The sequence below is a fragment of the Planococcus sp. ISL-109 genome, from assembly GCF_018613655.1.
GTDB lineage: Bacteria > Bacillota > Bacilli > Bacillales_A > Planococcaceae > Planococcus.
Genome location: NZ_JAGGPW010000013.1, coordinates 1 through 21,137, shown reverse-complemented (window position 1 = coordinate 21,137; position 21,137 = coordinate 1). Strand labels below are relative to the sequence as shown.

Genomic DNA, 21,137 nt, shown 5'->3' with positions numbered 1-21,137 from the left:
TATTTTCTTGGCGTTACACACTTAGAGCCGCAAGGGCTCGGAATTATGAAATTAACTCAAGTACGTAGAATTGAAAAAATAACGGAAGAAGAAACTAGGTTCCTAAGATAGGAGAGGCGAAGTAATGAGAGAAGTCCAAGCTTTTGGCACTTACTATAGAAGCAATGGTCATTTATGTAGAAAAGCAGCATATCTTCAATTTGGTCATTCTTGTGAATCGATAGGTTCAACTATCATGTTGAATCCGGGCAAGGCAAATTTTAAGGATGATATTCATGTGCTAGATGATCGGGAGGTTTCAGGAGAAATTGTACCTGATAAAACTATGCTCCGCTTAGCTGAGATTTTACAGCAAGCAAGTAAAATTCCTTTAGATGGCCGCTTTCATATATATAATCTCTTCTCCTTACAAAATACATCTTCAAAAGATGCAGTGAAACAAGATAGCTGGTTGAAAGAAGCTACTCTTAAAAATATAGATATTATAAACCAGTTTCAATTGGAACAACACCCTTGGGTATTACTGGCTTGGAGCACTGAAAAAGGTGCAACATTACAGAAGTTAAAAGAACAATGGCTTACAGTAATTGAAGAATCCAATATTAAAGTATTCGGTGTTAAAGCTAAAGGTAAAAATATGTTTTACCACCCATATCCTAGAATTTCAACCCATAAAGAAAGGTACTTACAGGAGATTATAGAACAAATACAGACAGAATAAGTTCTAAATATTGTTCGTTTCTTTACTACTTATTCATTTACACAAGGTATTTTACGCCCTCAATTATTGGAGGATGGAATTAGAGAGCTAGAACTTGAATTCAAGAACAAGCTCAAAATGAAATGTTAAGATTTAGTCTCACAGAATTATGAGTTGAGAGAGGATTGATAGTACTTCATGGCAAAAGAATACAATGGAAGGTTAGTAGATATTGCTCTCGCTTCTAGTACTTCAAAAATAAAAAAAGAATTTGATAGTATTTTTGAAGGCTCAGAAGAAGAAAATAACAAAACTCGGCGTAGGTGGATATGGGAATTAATACAAAATGCTTCAGACTGCACGCCAAAGGGATCAACGATCAATATAAACTTAGAGATTGATGATAATAGAATTACTTTTAGTCATGATGGTATACCATTTACTTACAATAATCTTCAAGATTTGATAACCCAAGTGTCTACAAAAGAAGAATCAGGTGAAGATTTAACAGGGAAATTTGGTACTGGTTTTATGTCTACATTCTTATTATCTAATGTTGTAGAAATAGAAGGTACTTTTATTCGTAATAACAAAACAGCTACTAATATGAAATTTACTATCAATCGAACTAAAAGAGATTATAACGGAATAAAAGAACAAACAATACAAATGTTAGATGAATTAGAAGAATTAGATAGAAGTAGTAATGAAGTACTGACAAGCAACAAAACTAAATTTATTTATGACATTAAAGGGAATAATCAAGATTCAAAGCAAGCAGTAAAACAAGGAGGAAAAGATTTACTAGCAACCATACCTTATCTCTTAGCATTTAACGAAACTATTCAGTCAGTAAACTATAATGGTAAGAGGTTTGAAAAAGCACAAAGCAAAACATATCCAACTTATAACAATTTGACACATATCCAAATAAAAACGATAGATGAAAGCAATATCAATATTGAGAGTTTATTTTGTTTTAGTAAAAACAATGTGCTTATTGCATGTCCTGTGGAACACGATAAAGGCTCAAATTTAATTTTTTTTAAGCCTTTATCTGATAATATACCAAAGTTGTTTTGTGATTTTCCTTTAATTGGAACTGAGGATTTTGCTTTTCCTATTATAATTAATTCAGCTCTTTTCGGAGTAACGGAAGATCGAGATGCGATTAGAGATGGTAATCAACAAAATAGAGATTTATTAGAAGAAGCGATTTCTTTATATAAAAATTTAATAGATGTTTGTTCGAATAATACATTTACTAGGAATGAATTTAACATTTGCATATTCGAAAAGCGCCAATACACAGGACTACAAGAACATTGCTACGATCAGATTTTTAAATATATTTCTAGAAGTCCTCTAATAAGAATTAATAAGCCCAAAGCTAATTACGAGCGAAAATCGTATTTAAACGAGGCAGGAGATATTCAAGTCTATATACCAAAAACAAGAAAAGAAGAAAATAGTACGATTTTTTGGAAAATTTTTTCTGAGGGCATATATCTCAATACTTCTACAGAAGAGACATTTTTGGGGTGGAAAAAAGTTTTTGGTGGAAACTATCACCTGAAGCTAGTTAATAAATTATTTGAGGATAAGACTATTACAGATTTTAATAGTACTTTTGTTAATGAAAGAGAGGCGTGTGAATGGCTAGATAAATTCTATTCGTTATGGATTGATGATGAAGGTATTGAAGAAGTAATTAAATCTGTCTTTGTACCAACACAACACAAGAGTTTCAATCACATTAAAAGTGTTTATTACGATGATGATATTAGAGAGGATATTAAGGGAATATTATTTGAGCTAAAACCTTCGTGGGAAAAGAAATTATTAAATCAATGTATCGGATCCTTTAAAAATTATTTTTCAGAAGATTCCTCAGAACGAGTAAACACTGAGCAGGCTGCTAAATTAATTGATAATAACGTGAACAAAATTCTAGTAGATGAGACGTCTGAAAATTTAGATCGAACAAAAGAGTTACAAGTCATATTTAATAAGTTGAATGACTTTTTCTTACAAGAAAAGGATTTATCAGAAAAATATTTCCCAAAAGTTTTCCCTAAGAGAATGTTAGTTTCCTCTACTAAAGAAACACTACGAAGAATGGCCATTGCAGAGAAAGTAGAGCGTAATGGAATTGATTTAGATGAGTATTTAAGCAACCATCAAAAAATAAAAGATATCTTAGAAAGTTCAGATTTGGGGACGGAAGAAATCCGTACTCTTTTAAAGCATATTGTCACCTCTACACCAGAAATGAGAGAATACTTCGCGAGTTTATTACTAAGAAGTGTAGAAAATGTATATAGGAATCTTAAGGAATCCAAAAAATATTTTGTACCAGAAACGTTGGAAGAATGGAAAGGTAGGAGTTATTCAGAAACAATATTTCCTGCTAAGAAAGAAGAAAAAGAGATAATAATTGTTATAAGACCTACAGATAACAACCAGATCATTTTTTATGGTGAAGAAGAATTAGAAGTACTGGACAGTGGAAATTATGAGTTATGGACTGATAACGGAGAAGACGATGGCTGTAAAGAGATTACTTTGGGAGAACTTCTTAAGACAACCGGAATAACAAGAATCCCTTTAAAAAAATTATAGTATATAGTTACTGAGGTGTAATAAAGTTGAGAAAAAAAGATGAAATTATACAAGCCATTAGCGAAAAAGATAGAAAAGGTAAAGTATATATACATCCGGTCATATCACCCGAAACTACAGCTAAATATATTTCTGCTTTTTCAAATGGTAACGGTGGAGATATGGTTTTAGGAATATATGATGATGGCATTAACTTACATATAAAAAAGTCTAAATTCTCTATTCCATTAGAAGAAGCAATAAAATTATTAAATATAAACATCAGTTGTATAGTTAATGAATTTGATTATAACGGAGCATTACTTCATTATATGTCGATTGATAAATCAAAAGAATTAGTTAAAGCTCAAGGAATTCCTTACTTAGTTAACGAGAATGGGGTGTTGGTAGAAATGAAAGTAAGTAAGGTATTTCTTTCTTATTCTCATGCAGACAAAGATCTTGCAGATTTAGTAGAAGAAAGTTTGGACAAGCAAAATGACATTAGTGTAAGTAGAGATATTAATGTAAATGATTATAGAGACAATTTAGATGAGTTTATGAAAACAATTAGACAACATGATTTCATTGTCTCAATCGTAACGAAGAAATATTTGATGTCATTAAACTGTATGTACGAGATTACTGAGTCAATGAAGGATTCTAATTTCAGTGAGAAATTACTGTTCATAGTAGTAGATAAAGAAGATGTCCAATACTACAAAGGAAACAATGTTTACGACATGGAAGCTGGAATTTATGATGCTGATAAGCGTTTAGATTACGTTATTTACTGGAACGAGAAAGATAGACAAATGACTGAAAAACTTAAAAGTGCCGATCTTCCTTATGAGTACATTACGGAATATACAATCGACAAAAGAAAACTGGTATCCATTATTCCGTCGACAAGTGAATTTATGAATATACTTAAAGATAAAATTGGGAGCACGTTTAACCAAATTCAAAAGGATGACTTCAAAAAATTGAAAGATGTTATAAAAGGGGAATGATAAAGCTGTATAGAAAAGAAACTTATTACATCATTGAGTATTGAGTACAAAGAATACGATTGGAAAGAATGGTCTCAATGAATAAAAATTGGAGAGTGAATTAACTGAGTAGCCAAATCAATATATTAGGCAAGGGAGATTTTTTAAATCAGCTAAAGCATCCTAATAGACTAAAAAGTATTGAAATCTCTTTTTTAGATAAAATACTTGAGTGGAACGAAGAAGTTCATAATAATTTACCAAATAAAGTTGGAGTATATGCAATTATTGACATAGACCAAGAGGTTATATATGTCGGGAAAGCAACTGGTGTCGAAGGAATAAAAGGTAGACATAAAAATCATGAGAAAACCTCGCTTTTTAAACTATTTAATGCAAAAAAAATTTTATTCTATGTCTTAGTAGATCCGAATGCTGATGATCCAGGGCTAGCTATTCTTCTTGAACGAATATTGATATATGGACATGAGCCAATCTTAAACGATGACTTTAAGCATTCAACGCCTAAGGAGATTATTATCGGTGATAGAATTCTAAAAGAGTTAGATTGTCTAATACTTAATTATGAGGTGAATGGAACAGAAGAAGATAAGCAATGGTTAAATAATCGTTACAACACTTTAGATTGGTTTTTGAAAGTTTTAAAAAAATCTTTGCAAGAATATAAAGAAGCGGTTGATAAATCTTTTAATAAATCTGTAATTGATGAAAGGAAAAGAATAGTGCGTGAGAAGAGAGAAAAATTAATTGAAATTAAAGAATTGCTATTAAAGGAGTTAGATGGATTTTCGAGAAATCCATAAAACTTTGTCATTCATTAATTTCGGAGAGCGTAAAATATCTTGTGTAAATGAATAAATAGAAAAAGGAAGACCTTTTCTTGTAGAATTAAGTCACCACAACCAATTCACAGAAAAGAGGCCTTCCCTATGACTCAGTTTACATCAGATATTATGCAAGCTCTAGTAAAAAAAGAAGACATCTCCGAAGTTTTCCGTAAACACCTGGAGACGGCGGTCAACACACTCCTCCAAACCGAATTAACAGCTTTCCTGGATTACGAGAAATACGACCGCAGCGGCTTCAATTCGGGTAACTCCCGCAACGGTGCCTACACGCGGACACTCCATACGGAGTATGGGGATTTGGAACTTTCGATGCCGCGGGACCGGAATGGTGACTTCAACCAACAGACGGTCGCACCTTACAAACGCTCGAACGATACGCTGGAGTCTTTTGTCATCCACATGTTCCAAAAAGGCGTCACGATGTCCGAGATCTCGGATCTGATTGAGAAGATGTACGGCCATCACTACACGCCTCAAACCATTTCCAATATGACCAAAGCAATGAGCGAACAGGTCGAAGCGTTTAAATCTCGTCCGTTGGATAAGCGCTACGCTTGCGTCTATTTGGATGCGACCTATATTTCTCTCAAGCGCGACACCATTTCTAAAGAGGCCGTCTATATTACGGTTGGCATCCGGGAGGATGGTTCGAAAGAAGTCCTGGCCTATACAGTGGCACCGACGGAATCCGCATTCGTTTGGGAAGAAGTCCTTCAGGACCTCAAAGAGCGAGGCGTCGAAGAGGTGCTTCTCTTTATTTCCGACGGTTTGAAAGGCATTACCGACCGCATCTTTGCGGTCTTTCCAGATGCCAAGTATCAGGCGTGCTGCGTGCATTTGGCGCGCAACATCTCCCACAAAGTCCGCGTTTCGGACCGGGCAGAGATTTGTGATGATTTCAAAACGGTATACCGGGCTGAAAGCCGGGAACTAGGTGAAGAAGCGCTCAAAACGTTTGTCGCCAAGTGGAAAACCGCTTATCCAAAGGTGACCAAATCATTGGAAGCCAATCCGTTTATCTTTACTTTTTATGACTTCCCCAAGTCCATCTGGCGGAGCATTTATTCCACGAATCTGATCGAGTCGTTCAACAAAAAAGTGAAGAAATACAGCAAGCGCAAGGAGCAATTCCCAAACGAGGATTCCTTGGACCGCTTCCTGGTTTCCCAGTTTGAAATTTACAACCAGAACTTCTCCACCCGTTGCCATATCGGGTTCGACAAAGCTCGCGCAGAGCTGGCTGAGATGTTCAAGCAGGCTTAATCATCATACATACAAGAAAAGGATTTACTTATTTACACATAATTCTTGACGCTCTCTAATTTCGACAGATAATATACTTATATATTATTTATGTTAATAAAATTGATAAACTTATAACAAAGTTAACTAGACACTCAGGTACTTAGAGTGTCTTTCTCATTTAGATCCAATACGGAGAGCCTTATCATAAGTAAGTGAGGTTTTTTATATAAGGTAGTTGGATAACTTACTTATAGCATCATCGTATATTCGCTGGCGTTTCCTTAAAATTATATTCGACGCAAGTAAGATATTTTTAAAGTATTATTGGAATATTGAATATTAATGTAAATTCAGTTATAATTATTTTGAACTTGCGGTGTCCTTGTTCGGCTTTAAATCGAATTAAGCAAGGGCAGATTAGTTCTGTAAAGAGCTAGTAGACTTTTTTAGTAACGCAACTTCGCAAAAGAGCTTGGTCATTTGACTTAGCTCTTTTTGTTTTTGTCTGGGAATAAATCAAAGAAAACTTCATTTAGAGCTAATCTTATTTTCGAATAATTTAAATTTTTGGTTTTCTGAAAAGTCAGAAGTCAAAAGATGTATACTTATGTAAAGGGTAATATTGCCATTTAGAGAGGTAGTTGACATCATGAAAATATTAAATAACATTCATTCAATGATTACAGCCACTAAAATGCGCCGCCCTTGCCATCTTTTTTACCATGGAGTGACAAGGAATTTACCACTAAATGACACGATGTTTACCAATTGAAACGATACCTTTATATAATTGATGTGCACACCTTTTGGTGTGACATTTTTTATAGGAGGTATTTTTTTATGCTTCAATACTCAAGGATTTTAAGATTAAAGGAGGAGGGTTTTAGCCTTAGAAGCATTTCGGCAAGTACTGGGAATTCCAGACAGAAAGTCACGGAAGTAATCGAACGTGCGGAGAAAAAAGGTTTGAAAGGACCTTTAGAGGAAGAGATGACCGATAAATGGATCGAGGAATTCTTATTTCCTGAAAAATCTCTGGAAGCCTCAGGCAGACAGCCACTCAACTTTGATTACATTCATCAAGAATTGGCCAAGCCCAATGTAACTCTATCGCTACTCCATCATGAATATGAGGCGGAATGCCGGATGAATAAGAAAGTTCCTTACTCTTACCGTAGCTTTGTCCGCCATTACAGTAACTATGCGAATAAACACAAAGCGACCCTCCGGATTCGCAGGAAGCCTGGGGAGATTATGGAAGTTGATTGGGCAGGTTCCACTGCTTTTATCATTGATCGGGATACGGGCGAGAAATTGAAGGCATATGTCTTTGTGGCAACCTTACCGTGCAGCCAATTGTCTTATGCGGAAGCCACCTTATCCATGAATTTGTCTTCCTGGATCACTGCCCATAACCATGCCTATGCATATTTTGGCGGGAGCACACAAATCATTATTCCAGATAATTTGAAAGCTAGTGTCACGAAGCATACACTCCGTGAACTCGTGCTAAATCCTACATATCGGGAGATGGCTGATCATTACCAGACTGTCGTCATGCCTGCGCGGGTGGGTGCTCCTAAAGATAAGCCAAGTGTCGAAGGTTCTGTAGGTGTTATTTCTACCTGGATCATCGCAGCGCTAAGAAACACACAGTGTTTCAGTATTGAGGAATTGAATAAAGAGCTTAGTGAAAAGTTAGAGGAGTTCAACCAAAGAGCTTTCACTCGAAAGCAGGGTTCTCGGCTTTCTGCATTTGAAGAAGAGGAGAAATTTGCGCTTTCCCCTCTACCCACCACATTTTACAAAATGTCTGAATGGAAGACAGCTAAAGTACGGCCAGATTACCATGTCTCCGTTGATAGTATGTTTTATTCAGCTCCTTACGAATACATCAATCGGGAAGTCGACATACGACTCACGGATAATCTCGTCGAGATTTACTTCAACCATATGCGGGTCGCTTCTCACAAACGATTATATGGCAAGTTCGGACAGTTATCTACAGTCCACGATCACATGCCCGACAACCATAAACTTTATGTCGATCAGACACCAGAAAATGCGAAGGAATGGGCGGAGGGCATCGGTGAGAACACCGTAAAAGTTGTCCGCTATCTATTAGAAAAAGCACCGGAAAGGTTAGCCTTACAATCGATCTTTTCGTTGAAGAAAACAGAGAGACGCTATTCCAAATATGAGATCGAGCGAGCGTGTAAGATGATTATCTCCATGACTGCTAGACCTACGGTCAAAAGTATACAGACACTATTGGCAAACAATAAGAAAAGCGATGCAGAACAGGAACTGAAAAGAAAGACAGAAAGCACTAACAAAAATTATGGCTTCATACGGGGAGCTGGCTATTACGGAGGGACGGATAAGAATGAATGAGCAGACGATGACCAAGTTGAATGAAATGAAATTGAATGGAATGGCAGAAGCCTATGAGGAGCAGGTTTCCAACCGAGATTTTCAAAAGATGGATTTCGATGAGCGCTTTTCATTACTTGTCGATTTAGAACACTCACGCCGGAAAAGCAATAAACTCCAGCGTTTGATTAAAGCAGCTTCCTTTTTAAATTCCAATGCCTGCATAGAAGATATCGAATATCACGCAGATCGCCGCTTGAACAAAGAGCAAGTTCTGAAAATGGCAAGTGGTGCTTACATCTTGGATGGCCACAACATTATTTTAAAGGGTCCGACAGGATCCGGAAAAACATATCTTGCGACTGCCTTCGGTGTATCAGCTTGTCGGCAATCCTTTAAAGTGAAATATATTCGATTGCCCGAACTGCTTGATGAGCTGACGCTAGCGAAGCTGGCAGCTGATGGCAGTTATCGAAGACTCATCAAAAAATACACAAAAGTAGATTTACTCATCCTCGATGAATGGCTTCTGACCGATTTATCGACTGATGAGGCCGCAATATTACTTGAGATCTCCGAATCCCGTCATAAAATGGCCTCCACTATTTACTGTTCCCAAATCGATCCGAGTGGATGGCATTTGAAGTTGGGGAACGAAACGATAGCAGAAGCAATTCTAGACCGAATTATCCATGATTCTTACCAGATAATGATTGATGGAGAGGTCTCAATGCGCGAGCGCCATGGTTTAGGACAGAAATAAGAACCCAGTGCCCGAGGCACAGTTAGAAAAAGTAAGCCCTACAGACTTATAACTATAGGTCTGTAGGGCTTTGTGGTTGTTTCGGTAAAACGCATGACAAATGGTGGTAAAGCGAACGGCACTGGGTGGTAAATAAGATGGCAGACATGGTAAAAATTCGTGGCCGTAATCAATTCAAATCATTACAGTGATATTAAAGATATTCTTGTGGATGCAGATGAACTTAAAATCGTGAGTCCCTTCTTAATGGAATCGTTTGATGATTTCTTTAACCAATTGAACGAGACGGGTATTAAACATATCTCGTTGACCACTACTTTGAAGGATAATGATCTTGATTTATTAAAAAAATCGAACTCACTTCATTCCTTTTGCTTGAATTGCCAAAAGAATAATATCAATAATAGTGTCTATATTGATAACGACTTACACGGAAAGATATATATAGCTTTAAAATCAGGAAATCCCTTACAGGGTATAGTTACGTCTGCTAATTTTACTAATGCAGGATTAAAAACCAATCATGAGTGGGGAATTTTAATTGACGATAGACATCAATTGATGCAGTTGATTAAGGAAGTTCAAAGTGTAGAGAGGAGCAGCTTGTCTACAAGTGAATTAGAAGAAGTAATTAAAAAAATTGATGTCTTTTCGAGAATGTATCCCGTTCAGAAAGAGCCAAAAATAAGTTTAACTGTCAACGATATATTCAGTAAAAAAAAGCATGTAGACACTTCTGACAAGCGTTACTTTATCAAGCCTGTTGGAGTATCGGACGATCCTTTTACTGAGAACAGAAAGCTGTCGACTGGTATACAGGAGCTTCACTTTTCTAAAAAAAGACCTGCTTCTGTAAGGGAGGGGGATATCCTTATCTGTTATGGGGTGGGAACGACAAAGTTATTAGGCTACTTTGAGGTTATTGAAGGGCCTTATTACTTGGAAGGAACCTCTAGTAGATGGCCATGGGAAGTTAAAGGGAAAAACCTTTGTCCAGCTTATAGTCAAAGCTGGAATACTTTTGACAACACTCTTTCAAATATACAAGAATCATACAATTCCGATGTACCTATAACGAAAAATAACAAAGGAAACAACCTCAATGGATTAAAGTATGGATCAGACAAGATTCAATTGACTGAAGAATTTGCTAACCATGTAATCGGAATAATTGAAGATTCAATATAGAAAATTTCTGGTATGCAATTAAAAAGTTCAAAAAAATGGAAATAAGATTTGAATTAGGGGGGAAATTATGGTCAGTATAGTCAATATGAAATACGATAATATGATGAGAATGACAAAGCATCTTAAGGAAAAAAACTTCTACCTAGAGGATTCAGTAGAGTTAATTTTCGATTTTTCTTCGCTCAATTTTATCGAACCAGCTGGAGCTATTATCCTACTCTCCACAATTGATAGATTAAAAGAAGATGATATAGCTCATAAGCTTGAATCAATTGAAAGTTTGAATAGAGATGCTATTTCGTATGGGGAAACTATGGGGATTTTTCAAAAATTAGGGCTTTCCGATGCACGTTCATTTAGCAGAGGACCTAACTACATTGCTCCTGCAAAAATAGTTTTAACTGAATTATTTGATTCGTTGCAATCCCAAAGCAAAACAATTGAAACTTACTATGATGAGATTTCAAGCGATATTGTTACGAAGATGCTTAAGGACTTTGGTAGGGATAGTGAGGAAGAAGTTAAAAATTTATTTGAATTCGTTGTGAGAGAAATGATTAGAAATATTTTTGACCATTCACAAACTAAGCAATTTTATTATGGTTCTCAATTCTATCCAGCTACCAATAGTGTGGAAGTAGCAATCGCTGATTTAGGGGTTGGATTAGTAAAAACGGTGCCATTTGATATTGAGGAGAGTTGGTTTGATCAACCAACTGATGAAGATGCTATTAAAAAGGCAATGATACCAGGTCTATCTGCATTATCGAATCATGCGTATGCTCCTGAAGATTATAAAAACTCAGGTTATGGTCTTACACTTGTTAGAAGAATTGTTGAAAAGACTAATGGTTATTTTAGTATTGCATCGGGGAATAAAGCTATAACCTATAACCTTTCTGAAGAAAGTGTTGAAGATTGTGATATTACAGGCACATTAATTCGAATGAGAATTAATTTGGAAAATTTAAATAATATTAGTTTCGAAGAAATATTGGAGGAGGCTAAGAAAGAGGCTTCAAGTAAAGGATATAATGATTCGCCTTCGTCTGCTTCGAAAAGACTGAAGAGTCAAATGTCTAAAAAATTATGATGAACATATTTACTAGTCGTGAGATTGCAAGTGCAATTTGGTTAACGATCGTTCTTGTAATTATTCTCTTAAATCCTAAGCTAAGAAAATCAGTATTTGAGTTGATAATATCAACAACAACTAAGAAAATATTTATTCCGTTCCTTGTTATAGTTCTTTATTCTATAGTCTTGGTAATCTGGGCTTCGAACCTGGACTTTTGGGAATGGGTATATCTTAAGAATGTAACTTTCTGGGTAATTTTTGCAGGTATACCAGTTTGTTTTGGAGCTATTACTATTAAGAACGACGATCAATTTTTTATAAGAATACTATCGAATAATTTAAAATTTATTGTCATTATAGAATTCCTAATGAGTACATTTACGTTTAACATTGTTGCTGAGTTGATCCTGATACCATGTTTAACCTTTTTGGTTTTGTTAGATGCTGTATCTAATACAAAGGAAGAATGGTACAAAGTAAAAAATTTATTGTCAATTATCTTAACAGCGGTAGGTTTTACAATTGTGGGAATAACAATCAAAGTAGCAATTGAGAGTTATGTCACTTTGAATACTATTGATTTGCTAGTAAAGTTCTTGATCCCTATAGTTTTATCAATATTTTTTATTCCAATTGCTTATGCTTTTGCAGTTCTATCGAAATACGAAGAATTATTTATAATGATGAGCTTCAGAGAGGTAAAAGATAAGAAAGTGAAAAAAATGCATAGGTGGGAACTAATAAAAGCATGTAAATTATCATATAAAAAAGTAACATACTTTAGAAAACATCAACTAAAAAAAATGTATGTGAACATGAGCCAAGACGAATTTTACGACATGATAGAAAATTTCAAGCATAAATTCCTTAATGACTGAAAAGTGATGAAAAAAGAAATAGTGAATATTAGTTCTTACTCGTCTTCTTTTTATTAACTACTCGTTTTTGACAAAAGGAAGTGTGTTTTTATGATGGAAATGAAATATTATAACACCTATTATTACGCCAACATTGTACAGAATGTTTGTGAAAATTCATTTAGTTACTTAAGGAATTTAGATGATTTATTTGGTGGAGAATATAGAATTTTAGATTTTATAATGCCTTTTAATAAAAAAAGTGTATTACATGAGTTTATAGAATTTGTAATCAGGTCTATTTTTGTAGAAGAAGCTAGTGAATTAGACAATATAAATTGTAGAGAAAAAAAGAATTGGGATTCCAGCAATCCAACATATATAACTCCTCTGGAAGTGGTATTAAATAAGTATGATTTAAATCACGAGAACTTTATGGTTTGGAGTGAAAAGGAAGACTGTAATGTTAGTCGTGAATCCTTTGAAATGTACTATGAATATTTATTTACAGAAGATGCTTTTGATGAAGTTATATATAAATTATCTAAAGACGTATTTTATGTATTGTTTTTAAATAGAGAGTTTCTACAGAAATTCAATAAGTTGTTATCAAGTTATCTAGAAGGGTGTTTATATGAAGAAGATGCTAAAAGAATAATTTTAGCTGATAATTTAACAGACATTGTAAGAACCAACTTTAAATTGTATAGAAAAAATATTCCTATGTGGGTTCAAAGAGCAGTGTTTTTTAGAGACAGAGGGAGATGTACGCATTGTAATAAAGATTTAAGTGGGATTTTAGCAATAGGCAATCTAGAAAATTATGACCATATCGTACCTTTAAATCTATATGGTTTTAATGATATTACAAATATTCAAATGCTTTGTAGAGAATGTAATAGTGAAAAAAGCGGAGATGCTTGGAAAGTTTCCATTAAATATGAGACTTGGTATTAACCTCACTTAGCTGCAATACGGAGAGCCTTATCATAAGTAAATTAGGTTTTTAGTTAAAAGTTAAAAAGTATTTAATTCTTTGAATTCATTATTGTCTTGAATCAATTTCATAAATCGTTCTTTTAAAAAAGTGTGGACAGCTTTACCGATCATTTTTCCTGTTTTTTTGAATTTAAGCGGCCGCTAAAACGGCTTGCTTGGCTGCTTTTAATCGATCCGTCGCCAATCGTGATGCGTTGTAAATCAATGTAACGAGTTGAAAATGGACTTTCGCTTTTTGCCCGTACGATGCCGAACGTTATTCAAATCAAAGTACTCCTTCAAATAGGCGTTGACGCGCTCCACTGCAGCGCGTTGCTTATAGTACAGGGACCATTTCAAGGAACCTCTGTCGGGCGATGTATATTTCCGAAGGTCTACTGACCTTTTAATCTTATACACTTTTTGGCACAAGGAATCATCCTTCAACGGACACGTCGCACATTCCTTGGGACGGGAATATTTCAACGTTTCGTATTTGGCATCATAACTGTCATAGCGAAAAGAATGTTCCCGTACACATGTGAGGGCGAAATGCTCATCAAAACCAATGACTTCGCCTTCTCTTCGCGGGTTGTATCCAATGACCGCGGACAGGTTCATCTTTTGCAATTGTTGATAAATCGGCGTGTAATCATATCCTTTGTCCATGAGTCCGGCCCGGAAGAGACTCGGCATCGTTTGCTGGATTTGTTTGAGTAGGGGAATGGCCGCCTTCCCATCGTTCAAGCTACCGGAACTCATGAGTCCCCGGACAATATACTGGCTCTTGGTACTTACGGCCAAATGGCCCTTGTATCCAAACCAATACACATTTTTTCCGTCACTGTTTTTCTTGACGCCCCATTTCGGGGCAATCGGCATCTCGTTCACCAGCGTTTCGGTTGATACATCCAATTGATGGACAATCTCCTTTTCATAGGTCGTCTTTTCATCTTGCTGTTTTTGCTTGGCTACCTGCCAAGCTGCTTGCTCATCTTTGGGCTTTCGCCCCCGTTTTTTGGTGCTGGCTGTTCCTTTTTCACAGACGCTTCCGGTTTGTCGCGTGCTTCAAAATGTGTGGCATCAATGGCCAGGGATTCTTCCGTGATGAAGCCTTCCTGGATCGCTAGAGCCACAAGAACGTCTTGCACTTTCGACAGCGCATCGGTTTCACTGATTGCTGCAATCATGCGTGAATAAGAAGCTTCAGATGGTACGTCATCTGATAACAGAAACCCGCTGAGTATTGCGGAACGAAAAAGCCACGTGTGCGGAGTTTTGAGCCACTAAGTGCGGAAAATGAGGCCAGTGAATGCATAGAAGAGAGCCACTGGTTAAAATTCGCCGGTGGCTCTCTTCTATTATATGGTCAACGATGAGCGACTAGACTATGTCGTTCACGCATTGATATGTCGCCATCGATCAGTATTTTATAGGAGTCATGGACAATCCGATCGAGAATTGCATCAGCCACCTGGGCTTGTCCCAGTTTGGAATGCCACCCTTCGGGCGAGAACTGCGAACAGAAAATGGTAGAAGTCCGTTTGAGCCTCGCGTCGATAATTTCTAAAACATGGAGCACTTGATCTTGAGACAGCTCACTCAGGAGCCATTCATCCAATATCAATAAATCAATCGATCTGTATTTTTGAATCAGTTTGCGAAAACTTCCGTCCGCCTCATGTTTCGCAACAGCGAGTTCATCCAATAGTTCAGGCAGTCGGATATATTTTACCTTGTAGAACTGCCGGCAGGCCTGAATGCCGAAGGCATTTGATATCCACGTCTTCCCGTTGCCTGAAGCGCCCATGAGGATAATGTTATGATGCTTCTGAATATAGGTGCCGGACGCCAGCTCTAAGATTAACTGCTTATCCAACTTGCGGTCAGCGTGATACTCGATCAGTTCAACGGCTGCGCTCGAGTCATCAAACGTAGCCTGTTTAATCAGTCGATCCAGCTTATTCGACCTTCTGCGATCATATTCCGTATCCACCAACAGGTTAAAGCGGTCATCAAAATCCATGCCCTGGAAGTCTTTATTTTCATTCTGTAGTTGATATAAATCCGCCATTCCACTCATCTTCATGTCCATTAGCTTTCTTAAGGTTTCTTGGTTGATCATTTTTTATCCCTCCCAAAATAGGTAGCGCCTCTGGTAAAACCATAGTCCTCTGTTTGTGATTCCTGAACTAGCTGTTTATCCGCTTGCTTTTTCTTCTGTCTCTCCAAGATGCTTTTTAAAACGGCAACGGTGGGATGTGAGGATATCTCCAGTAACGTCTTGGTCGCTTCCTCAAGCTCTGTGTCCGTTCTTTTAGAAGCTGCACTTCTCAATCCGTTCAATATATTCAACGCTTTCTTTTCGACATTCGTTTTTAGGATATGTTCAACCAGTCGTTCCGTATTCGGTCCGACATTCTTCGCCCATTTCCGGTTGTTTTCTGGATTATGGTCGAGATAAAGTCGATGGTGATCTGGCATGTGATCCGGATTTGTGGCATACGGATCTTCCGATTTCTGTTTGCGTGGATGGGATGCAATCCGCACATCTTTAAAGTACAATTCAATTACATCCGCAGTGATTCGGACATCGACATCCTCGCGGACGTATTCATAAGGGACGGAATAGAACTTATAGTCCACTTGAACATGGTAGTTCGGTTGGACTTTGGCAGTTGCCCATTCCGTCATCTTGAACCGTGTTGGGGGCAGAGGGTGAAGGTGGCTCTTCTCCTCTTCTTCAAACACTTTCACCCTAGAACCCTCGCGCTTCTGAAAATTCATCGTATTGATTTCTTCCAGCTTTTCAAAGATCCGCGCATTCAAATCCTCTAGATGAAAACACTGGTAGTTGCGTAATGATGCAATGATCTGCCTAGATATGTATCCGACAGTTCCTTCTACACTCGCTTTGTCTTTCGGCTTTCTGACGCGACTGGGCACCACAACCGCCCGGTAATAATCGGCTAATTCCCGGTAAGCTTCATTGATCAACGGATCGCTCCGGTAGGCCTTCGTCACGCCCGTCTTCAAGTTATCAGGTACCAAGACCTCCGTAACTCCTCCAAAATATTCGAATGCATGAATATGTGCACGCAACCAGGAAGTTGATTTCATATCAAGAAATGCCTCTACATAACTCAACTGACTGTAAGGAAGAGTTGCAATGAACACATATGCTGGAATAACCTCGCCGGTCGAATTATCCATGATTTTAAGCGTCGTTCCTGCCCAGTCCACCTCTAAGATCTCGCCTGGCTTTCTTCTGATTGGCATGGTCAGCTTATGCTTCTTTGCGAAATTCCCATATTTTTCAGCGAATGTCCGATAGGCATAAGGAACTTTTCCACCTTCTCTAGCTGCACTTGCATATTCATTATGCAGGAGCGTCAGGGTGACATTTTTCTTTTGAAGTTCTTTGTGGACCCACTCAAAATCAACAGGGCAGTATCCCTTTTCAATTGCTTGTTTCTCAGGAAATAAGTAAGTCCCAAGCCATTGATTATTCATGGAATCCTCTAAGCCCTTTAATCCTCTTTCTTTAGCCCGTTGGACAACTTCAGCGATTGTATTTCGCGAGTGGCCGGTACTGGAACTGATTGTCCTCTGGCTTATGCCGTCAAACTCCATCCCCAGAATCTTCCGATAATTAACCATAAAAAAATCCTCCTTCTACACAAGTGTCATGCTTTTAGGCATGCCCCTTAAGTATACCGGAGGTATTTATCGTGAAAATATGTTTGTGGCTCTCTACTCCGCAAACGGTGGCTCTATCTTCCGCAATTGATGGTTTAATTTTTCGCATACGTGGCTCATTCACTATGCAATATTCAACCCGCAATCGAAACGGAAAAAGGGATCTTGTTTCAGGCGTTTAACCAATAATTTTATCGTTGGAATTCGCTCCACCACACGAGCGATCAACGAATAAATCATGGCACCGTAGTTCAACTCTCTCGGAGCACCTCGATGCGTCTTCTTGTCAAAGATGCGAAGAAGCGGACCCAGTTCCAGCGTCGAGAAAAAGGCATTAAATCGGTGGGTAGGTTCCATCTCAAATAATTCATGCATGTCAAATAGGTTATCTTGTCTTATAATAGGAATAGAGCGCTTTCCCTCCTGATTTGGTTTGTTGTGGTGACTACCATTATACAGGATTTGGGGAGGTGCTCTATTTTCATGCCGTTACACGCTTAGAGCCGCAAGGGCTCGGAATTATGAAATTAATAATATTAACACAAAAAATTAACGCCCCCTTTATATAGTTTTGGTTTAATTAAATAGTAAATATAAATCTACTAGGAGGAATCATTAGATGATTAATAAGAAACTTGTGAAAACAGGAGCTACTCTAGCTCTTGCTTTAGCTATTGCAGTTCCAGCATTATCACCGGAAGCAGTGTCAGCTAAGGATAAAAGTAAAGTAGAATTTGTTAAATTTAATGGAATGAAAGCACCATCAACTATTGATGAAATGGTAAAAACGTATACAACTGCAACGATTGATGTGAAATATAGCAATGGAAAAGTAAAAACATTTCCGTTGTCTTATAACTACCTTTTTAAATCAGAAGATGAGGTAGCAACAGTTAAAGGGGAAAAAATCCCTGCAGGTACACCGATTGATGTGAACGGAAATCCAATCGTTGATCCAAGTAGTACAGATGGAAAATACTTTGTTTCAGATGCTCCGGATGCAAATAGTTTATTAATGCCAATTGACGGCAAACTATATATGGTTACACATTATGAATATCAATCAATTGATGCTGCTGGTCAATCAGCTTACGGTTTAGTTCCAGCATCTATGTCTTTAACTGAGATGGAACAAGACAAAAAAACAGGGGAACTTAAAGCTGCCAATATTAAAAAAATTGATTTTTCAGCAGTAAATGGACTTTGGATTCCATGTAATGGATCTTTATCACCTTGGAATACACACTTAGGTTCAGAAGAATATGAGCCGGATGCTCGCCAATTTGCAGATCCTACATCAAAAACAAGAAGTCAAGTTGAGACATTTGCTCAATTATATTTTGGAGATAAAGCAAAGGCTAATCCTTATTTCTATGGTTACACCCCTGAAATTACTGTAGATAAGAATGGTGAAGCATCAGTTGTAAAACATTACAGCACAGGACGTTTCTCCCATGAGTTAGCTACAGTAATGCCGGATAACAAAACTGTATTTTACGGTGATGATGGCGGTAATACAGGAATGTTTATGTATGTAGCCGATAAAGCAAAAGATTTATCAGCGGGTACACTATACGCAGCGGAATTTAAACAAACAGGAACTGAGAATGGTGGTTCAGGAGACTTAGAATGGGTTAATTTAGGACATGCAACGGATAAAGAAGTGAAAAATATTATTGATAGCGGCATTACATTCAATGATATTTTTGAAACTTCTGATGTACCAAAAGAAGGTTTTACAGCGATAAAACAATATTCATATGGTCAAACAGAATATCTAAAACTTAAACCTGGTAAAGAAAAAGAAGCGGCCTTCCTTGAAACACGCCGATACGCAGCAATGCTTGGTGCGACTACTGAATTTAACAAAATGGAAGGTGTAACGTTAAACGAAAAGGATAAAAAAGTATATATTGCTATTGCCAATCAAAGTAAGGGCATGGAAAAAGATTCAACAGGAAAAGAACCGGCAGACCATATCCAATTACCAAAAATTAAAGCTGGTGTAACTTATGAATTAGATTTGCAAGGTGGGCAAAAGGATAGTGGAGGAAAAGTTATTGATAGCTCTTATGTAGCGCCATCAATGCATGGATTGGTAGTAGGGGAGGATCTTCCTAAAGCTGATGCATATGGAAACACTGCAAATGTAGACAAAGTAGCGAATCCAGATAACTTAAGTTATTCTGAAGCAATGAGAACCCTCTTTATTGGTGAAGATAGCGGTGCTCACACAAATAACTTTGTTTGGGCATATAATGTTGACACGAAAGAATTAGAACGAATTTTATCTGTCCCCGCAGGAGCGGAAGCAACAGGATTATTTGCTGCAGATGACCGCAATGGTTTCTCATACATTTTCAGTAATTTCCAACACCCTGGTGATGAAGTAGATAGTAAGTCAATAACAGCTGTTAACAAAGATGAATTAGTTAAAGCTATTGACGAACAAATTGGCATTAATAAAACAGGGGGTATTGGTTATATCTCTGGTATACCTTCTTTAACAAAATATAATAATGGTAAATATCAAAAAGACTTAGAAATAGATAATAAAGGAAAATAAGTTTCGGAAAAAGCTAATTGAACGAACAAGAATTTAAGTATCAGCAACTGATGCAGCAGGAAATATATGTGCTTGCAGTAAACCGTACCCTAATAGGTGCGGTTTTTTCTTTCATGGCTTTTAAAATCAAAACCTTCTTTAATGTCGAATTATTATCAGAATTCTGAGGAGTTTAGTTTTAATATGATAAATTAATACGGAAAAATTTATTGTAACTTCTTGATTATTTTAATAATGGAGATATGTGGTCAACGGCACAAGGTGCACTCTATTGGACAGCGGTACGAAAATTAGGGAAAACCAATATTGGCCGTGTTCTAAATAATAAATCTTAATAACAAACCTCATTTAGATATATCACGGTGAACCGTATCATAAATAAAGGTAAACTATTAAGGGACTCTAGCAGGTCCCTTTTATATTTATTAGCTGAAATAGAGCTTATTGACCAAATATTTAGCTGCTGTCCGAGGTCGGGATATATCTTTTTCAGTAATTCAAAGCAGTCCTCCATAGACTCCATTGTGAAATCGAAGAAAAGGTTGATCCTTGTAATATGACGGCCAATACCACGTGGTGCTTCTAAGCTTATACGGATATCTTTAATGATGAATCGGAGCAGCACCTTCTGTTTTTCAGGTTCAACCAGTGAGAGAGAACCTTGAAAATCACCTAATAATCGTTGTATAGAATCATAATCAACAGGTGAAGTATCAGCTTCCGTTATTTCAGAATTTAACGATTTAAGGCGATTTTCCAATTGGTTCTTTTGTTCCTGAGAAGAGACCATTTTTGGTTTAATAATTTCTTTTGGTATTTCCTCATCAAGTAGAGCATTCAATAGTTTATCAATTTGGCATGTAATCTTGTTAATCTTAGACATGAGAATCTTTATTTCTTCGTAAATTGAATACATCTTTAATGGCAAAGAACTACCAAAAACATTAAAGAAAATCCATGCATCAAGTGACCATACAGCCTACATAGAAAATATGCTAGACTCATATATAGACGCTATCCTAAAGTCCAGGCCAATCATAGTAGCATGAACAAGGGGACAGGGACTTTGTCTTAAGACAAAGTCCCTGTCCCCTAAATCCGCTTATTTTAATGAGTAGCCGCCATCTACGACTATTTCTGCACCGTTTATATAGGATGCTTTGTCTGAAGCTAAGAACAGAACAACTTCTGCAATCTCACTTGGTTGCCCGTAACTTCCTCTAGGTTG

General features: G+C 37.0%; 16 protein-coding genes and 2 pseudogenes. 12 read left to right on the top strand and 6 right to left on the bottom strand.

Annotation, left to right across the window (positions count from 1 at the left end):
• Positions 1-124 precede the first annotated feature (124 nt).
• From J7E21_RS10425 to J7E21_RS10375, 11 genes are all read left to right on the top strand, one after another.
• Positions 125-721 carry a DUF1643 domain-containing protein gene (locus J7E21_RS10425; protein ID WP_215107345.1) on the top strand — a complete coding sequence of 199 codons (597 nt, stop codon included), beginning with the start codon at positions 125-127 and terminating at the stop codon, positions 719-721.
• A gap of 177 nt (positions 722-898) precedes the next feature.
• Complete coding sequence (locus tag J7E21_RS10420) at positions 899-3,322, top strand: ATP-binding protein (protein ID WP_215107343.1); 2,424 nt, start codon at positions 899-901, stop codon at positions 3,320-3,322.
• A 26-nt stretch (positions 3,323-3,348) separates the two neighbouring features.
• Positions 3,349-4,314 (top strand): TIR domain-containing protein, encoded by a 966-nt coding sequence (locus tag J7E21_RS10415; protein WP_215107341.1) that lies wholly within the window; start codon positions 3,349-3,351, stop codon positions 4,312-4,314.
• A gap of 452 nt (positions 4,315-4,766) precedes the next feature.
• Positions 4,767-5,117, top strand: a complete 351-nt coding sequence (locus J7E21_RS10410) for a hypothetical protein (protein WP_215107339.1) — start codon at positions 4,767-4,769, stop codon at positions 5,115-5,117.
• 126 nt (positions 5,118-5,243) lie between these two features.
• Complete coding sequence (locus tag J7E21_RS10405; RefSeq protein ID WP_215107337.1) at positions 5,244-6,425, top strand: IS256 family transposase; 1,182 nt, start codon at positions 5,244-5,246, stop codon at positions 6,423-6,425.
• Positions 6,426-7,247: 822 nt separating this feature from the next.
• Positions 7,248-8,801, top strand: coding sequence for an IS21 family transposase (gene istA, locus J7E21_RS10400; RefSeq protein WP_215107335.1), 1,554 nt, complete (start codon positions 7,248-7,250; stop codon positions 8,799-8,801).
• Positions 8,794-9,543, top strand: coding sequence for an IS21-like element helper ATPase IstB (gene istB, locus J7E21_RS10395; RefSeq protein ID WP_215107333.1), 750 nt, complete (start codon positions 8,794-8,796; stop codon positions 9,541-9,543). The genes istA (J7E21_RS10400) and istB (J7E21_RS10395) overlap by 8 nt, the downstream gene beginning before the upstream one ends.
• Before the next feature lie 159 nt (positions 9,544-9,702).
• A complete protein-coding gene (locus tag J7E21_RS10390; protein ID WP_353047768.1) occupies positions 9,703-10,731 on the top strand; it encodes a phospholipase D family protein in 1,029 nt (342 codons plus the stop codon).
• Between the two features lie 67 nt (positions 10,732-10,798).
• A complete protein-coding gene (locus J7E21_RS10385; RefSeq protein ID WP_215107331.1) occupies positions 10,799-11,824 on the top strand; it encodes an ATP-binding protein in 1,026 nt (341 codons plus the stop codon).
• A complete protein-coding gene (locus tag J7E21_RS10380) occupies positions 11,821-12,687 on the top strand; it encodes a hypothetical protein (protein WP_215107329.1) in 867 nt (288 codons plus the stop codon). The genes J7E21_RS10385 and J7E21_RS10380 overlap by 4 nt, the downstream gene beginning before the upstream one ends.
• Before the next feature lie 90 nt (positions 12,688-12,777).
• Positions 12,778-13,623: an HNH endonuclease gene (locus J7E21_RS10375; protein WP_215107327.1), complete on the top strand. Its 846-nt coding sequence runs from the start codon at positions 12,778-12,780 to the stop codon at positions 13,621-13,623.
• Between the two features lie 172 nt (positions 13,624-13,795).
• Here the strand turns inward: J7E21_RS10375 and J7E21_RS16300 are convergent.
• From J7E21_RS16300 to J7E21_RS16555, 4 genes and pseudogenes are all read right to left on the bottom strand, one after another.
• Positions 13,796-14,882, bottom strand: a pseudogene (locus J7E21_RS16300) (transposase); the annotation flags it as partial.
• A gap of 131 nt (positions 14,883-15,013) precedes the next feature.
• The gene (istB, locus tag J7E21_RS10360; protein ID WP_215107316.1) at positions 15,014-15,769 is read right to left on the bottom strand and encodes an IS21-like element helper ATPase IstB; all 756 of its coding nucleotides are present in this window, start codon (positions 15,767-15,769) and stop codon (positions 15,014-15,016) included.
• Positions 15,766-17,304, bottom strand: coding sequence for an IS21 family transposase (gene istA / locus J7E21_RS10355; protein ID WP_215107313.1), 1,539 nt, complete (start codon positions 17,302-17,304; stop codon positions 15,766-15,768). The genes istB (J7E21_RS10360) and istA (J7E21_RS10355) overlap by 4 nt, the downstream gene beginning before the upstream one ends.
• 177 nt (positions 17,305-17,481) lie before the next feature.
• A pseudogene (locus tag J7E21_RS16555) lies at positions 17,482-17,751 on the bottom strand (transposase); the annotation flags it as partial.
• A 211-nt stretch (positions 17,752-17,962) separates the two neighbouring features.
• Here J7E21_RS16555 and J7E21_RS10350 point away from each other — a divergent pair.
• Positions 17,963-19,909 carry a PhoX family protein gene (locus J7E21_RS10350; protein ID WP_215107311.1) on the top strand — a complete coding sequence of 649 codons (1,947 nt, stop codon included), beginning with the start codon at positions 17,963-17,965 and terminating at the stop codon, positions 19,907-19,909.
• A 331-nt stretch (positions 19,910-20,240) separates the two neighbouring features.
• On the opposite strand, the gene J7E21_RS10345 is transcribed toward J7E21_RS10350, so the two are convergent.
• Together J7E21_RS10345 and J7E21_RS10340 are read right to left on the bottom strand one after the other, a co-directional pair.
• Complete coding sequence (locus J7E21_RS10345; protein ID WP_215107309.1) at positions 20,241-20,792, bottom strand: hypothetical protein; 552 nt, start codon at positions 20,790-20,792, stop codon at positions 20,241-20,243.
• A 219-nt stretch (positions 20,793-21,011) separates the two neighbouring features.
• Positions 21,012-21,137, bottom strand: a 126-nt coding sequence (locus tag J7E21_RS10340; RefSeq protein WP_215107347.1) for an SDR family oxidoreductase, incomplete at its 5' end; no start/stop codon positions are given.

Coding starts and splice junctions, on each gene's coding strand:
- J7E21_RS10425 (WP_215107345.1), top strand. CDS start 125: ATGAGAGAAGTCCAAGCTTTTGGCACTTACTATAGAAGCAATGGTCAT.
- J7E21_RS10420 (WP_215107343.1), top strand. CDS start 899: ATGGCAAAAGAATACAATGGAAGGTTAGTAGATATTGCTCTCGCTTCT.
- J7E21_RS10405 (WP_215107337.1), top strand. CDS start 5,244: ATGACTCAGTTTACATCAGATATTATGCAAGCTCTAGTAAAAAAAGAA.
- istA (WP_215107335.1), top strand. CDS start 7,248: ATGCTTCAATACTCAAGGATTTTAAGATTAAAGGAGGAGGGTTTTAGC.
- istB (WP_215107333.1), top strand. CDS start 8,794: ATGAATGAGCAGACGATGACCAAGTTGAATGAAATGAAATTGAATGGA.
- J7E21_RS10385 (WP_215107331.1), top strand. CDS start 10,799: ATGGTCAGTATAGTCAATATGAAATACGATAATATGATGAGAATGACA.
- J7E21_RS10380 (WP_215107329.1), top strand. CDS start 11,821: ATGATGAACATATTTACTAGTCGTGAGATTGCAAGTGCAATTTGGTTA.
- J7E21_RS10375 (WP_215107327.1), top strand. CDS start 12,778: ATGATGGAAATGAAATATTATAACACCTATTATTACGCCAACATTGTA.
- istB (WP_215107316.1), bottom strand. CDS start 15,769: ATGATCAACCAAGAAACCTTAAGAAAGCTAATGGACATGAAGATGAGT.
- istA (WP_215107313.1), bottom strand. CDS start 17,304: ATGGTTAATTATCGGAAGATTCTGGGGATGGAGTTTGACGGCATAAGC.
- J7E21_RS10350 (WP_215107311.1), top strand. CDS start 17,963: ATGATTAATAAGAAACTTGTGAAAACAGGAGCTACTCTAGCTCTTGCT.
- J7E21_RS10345 (WP_215107309.1), bottom strand. CDS start 20,792: ATGTCTAAGATTAACAAGATTACATGCCAAATTGATAAACTATTGAAT.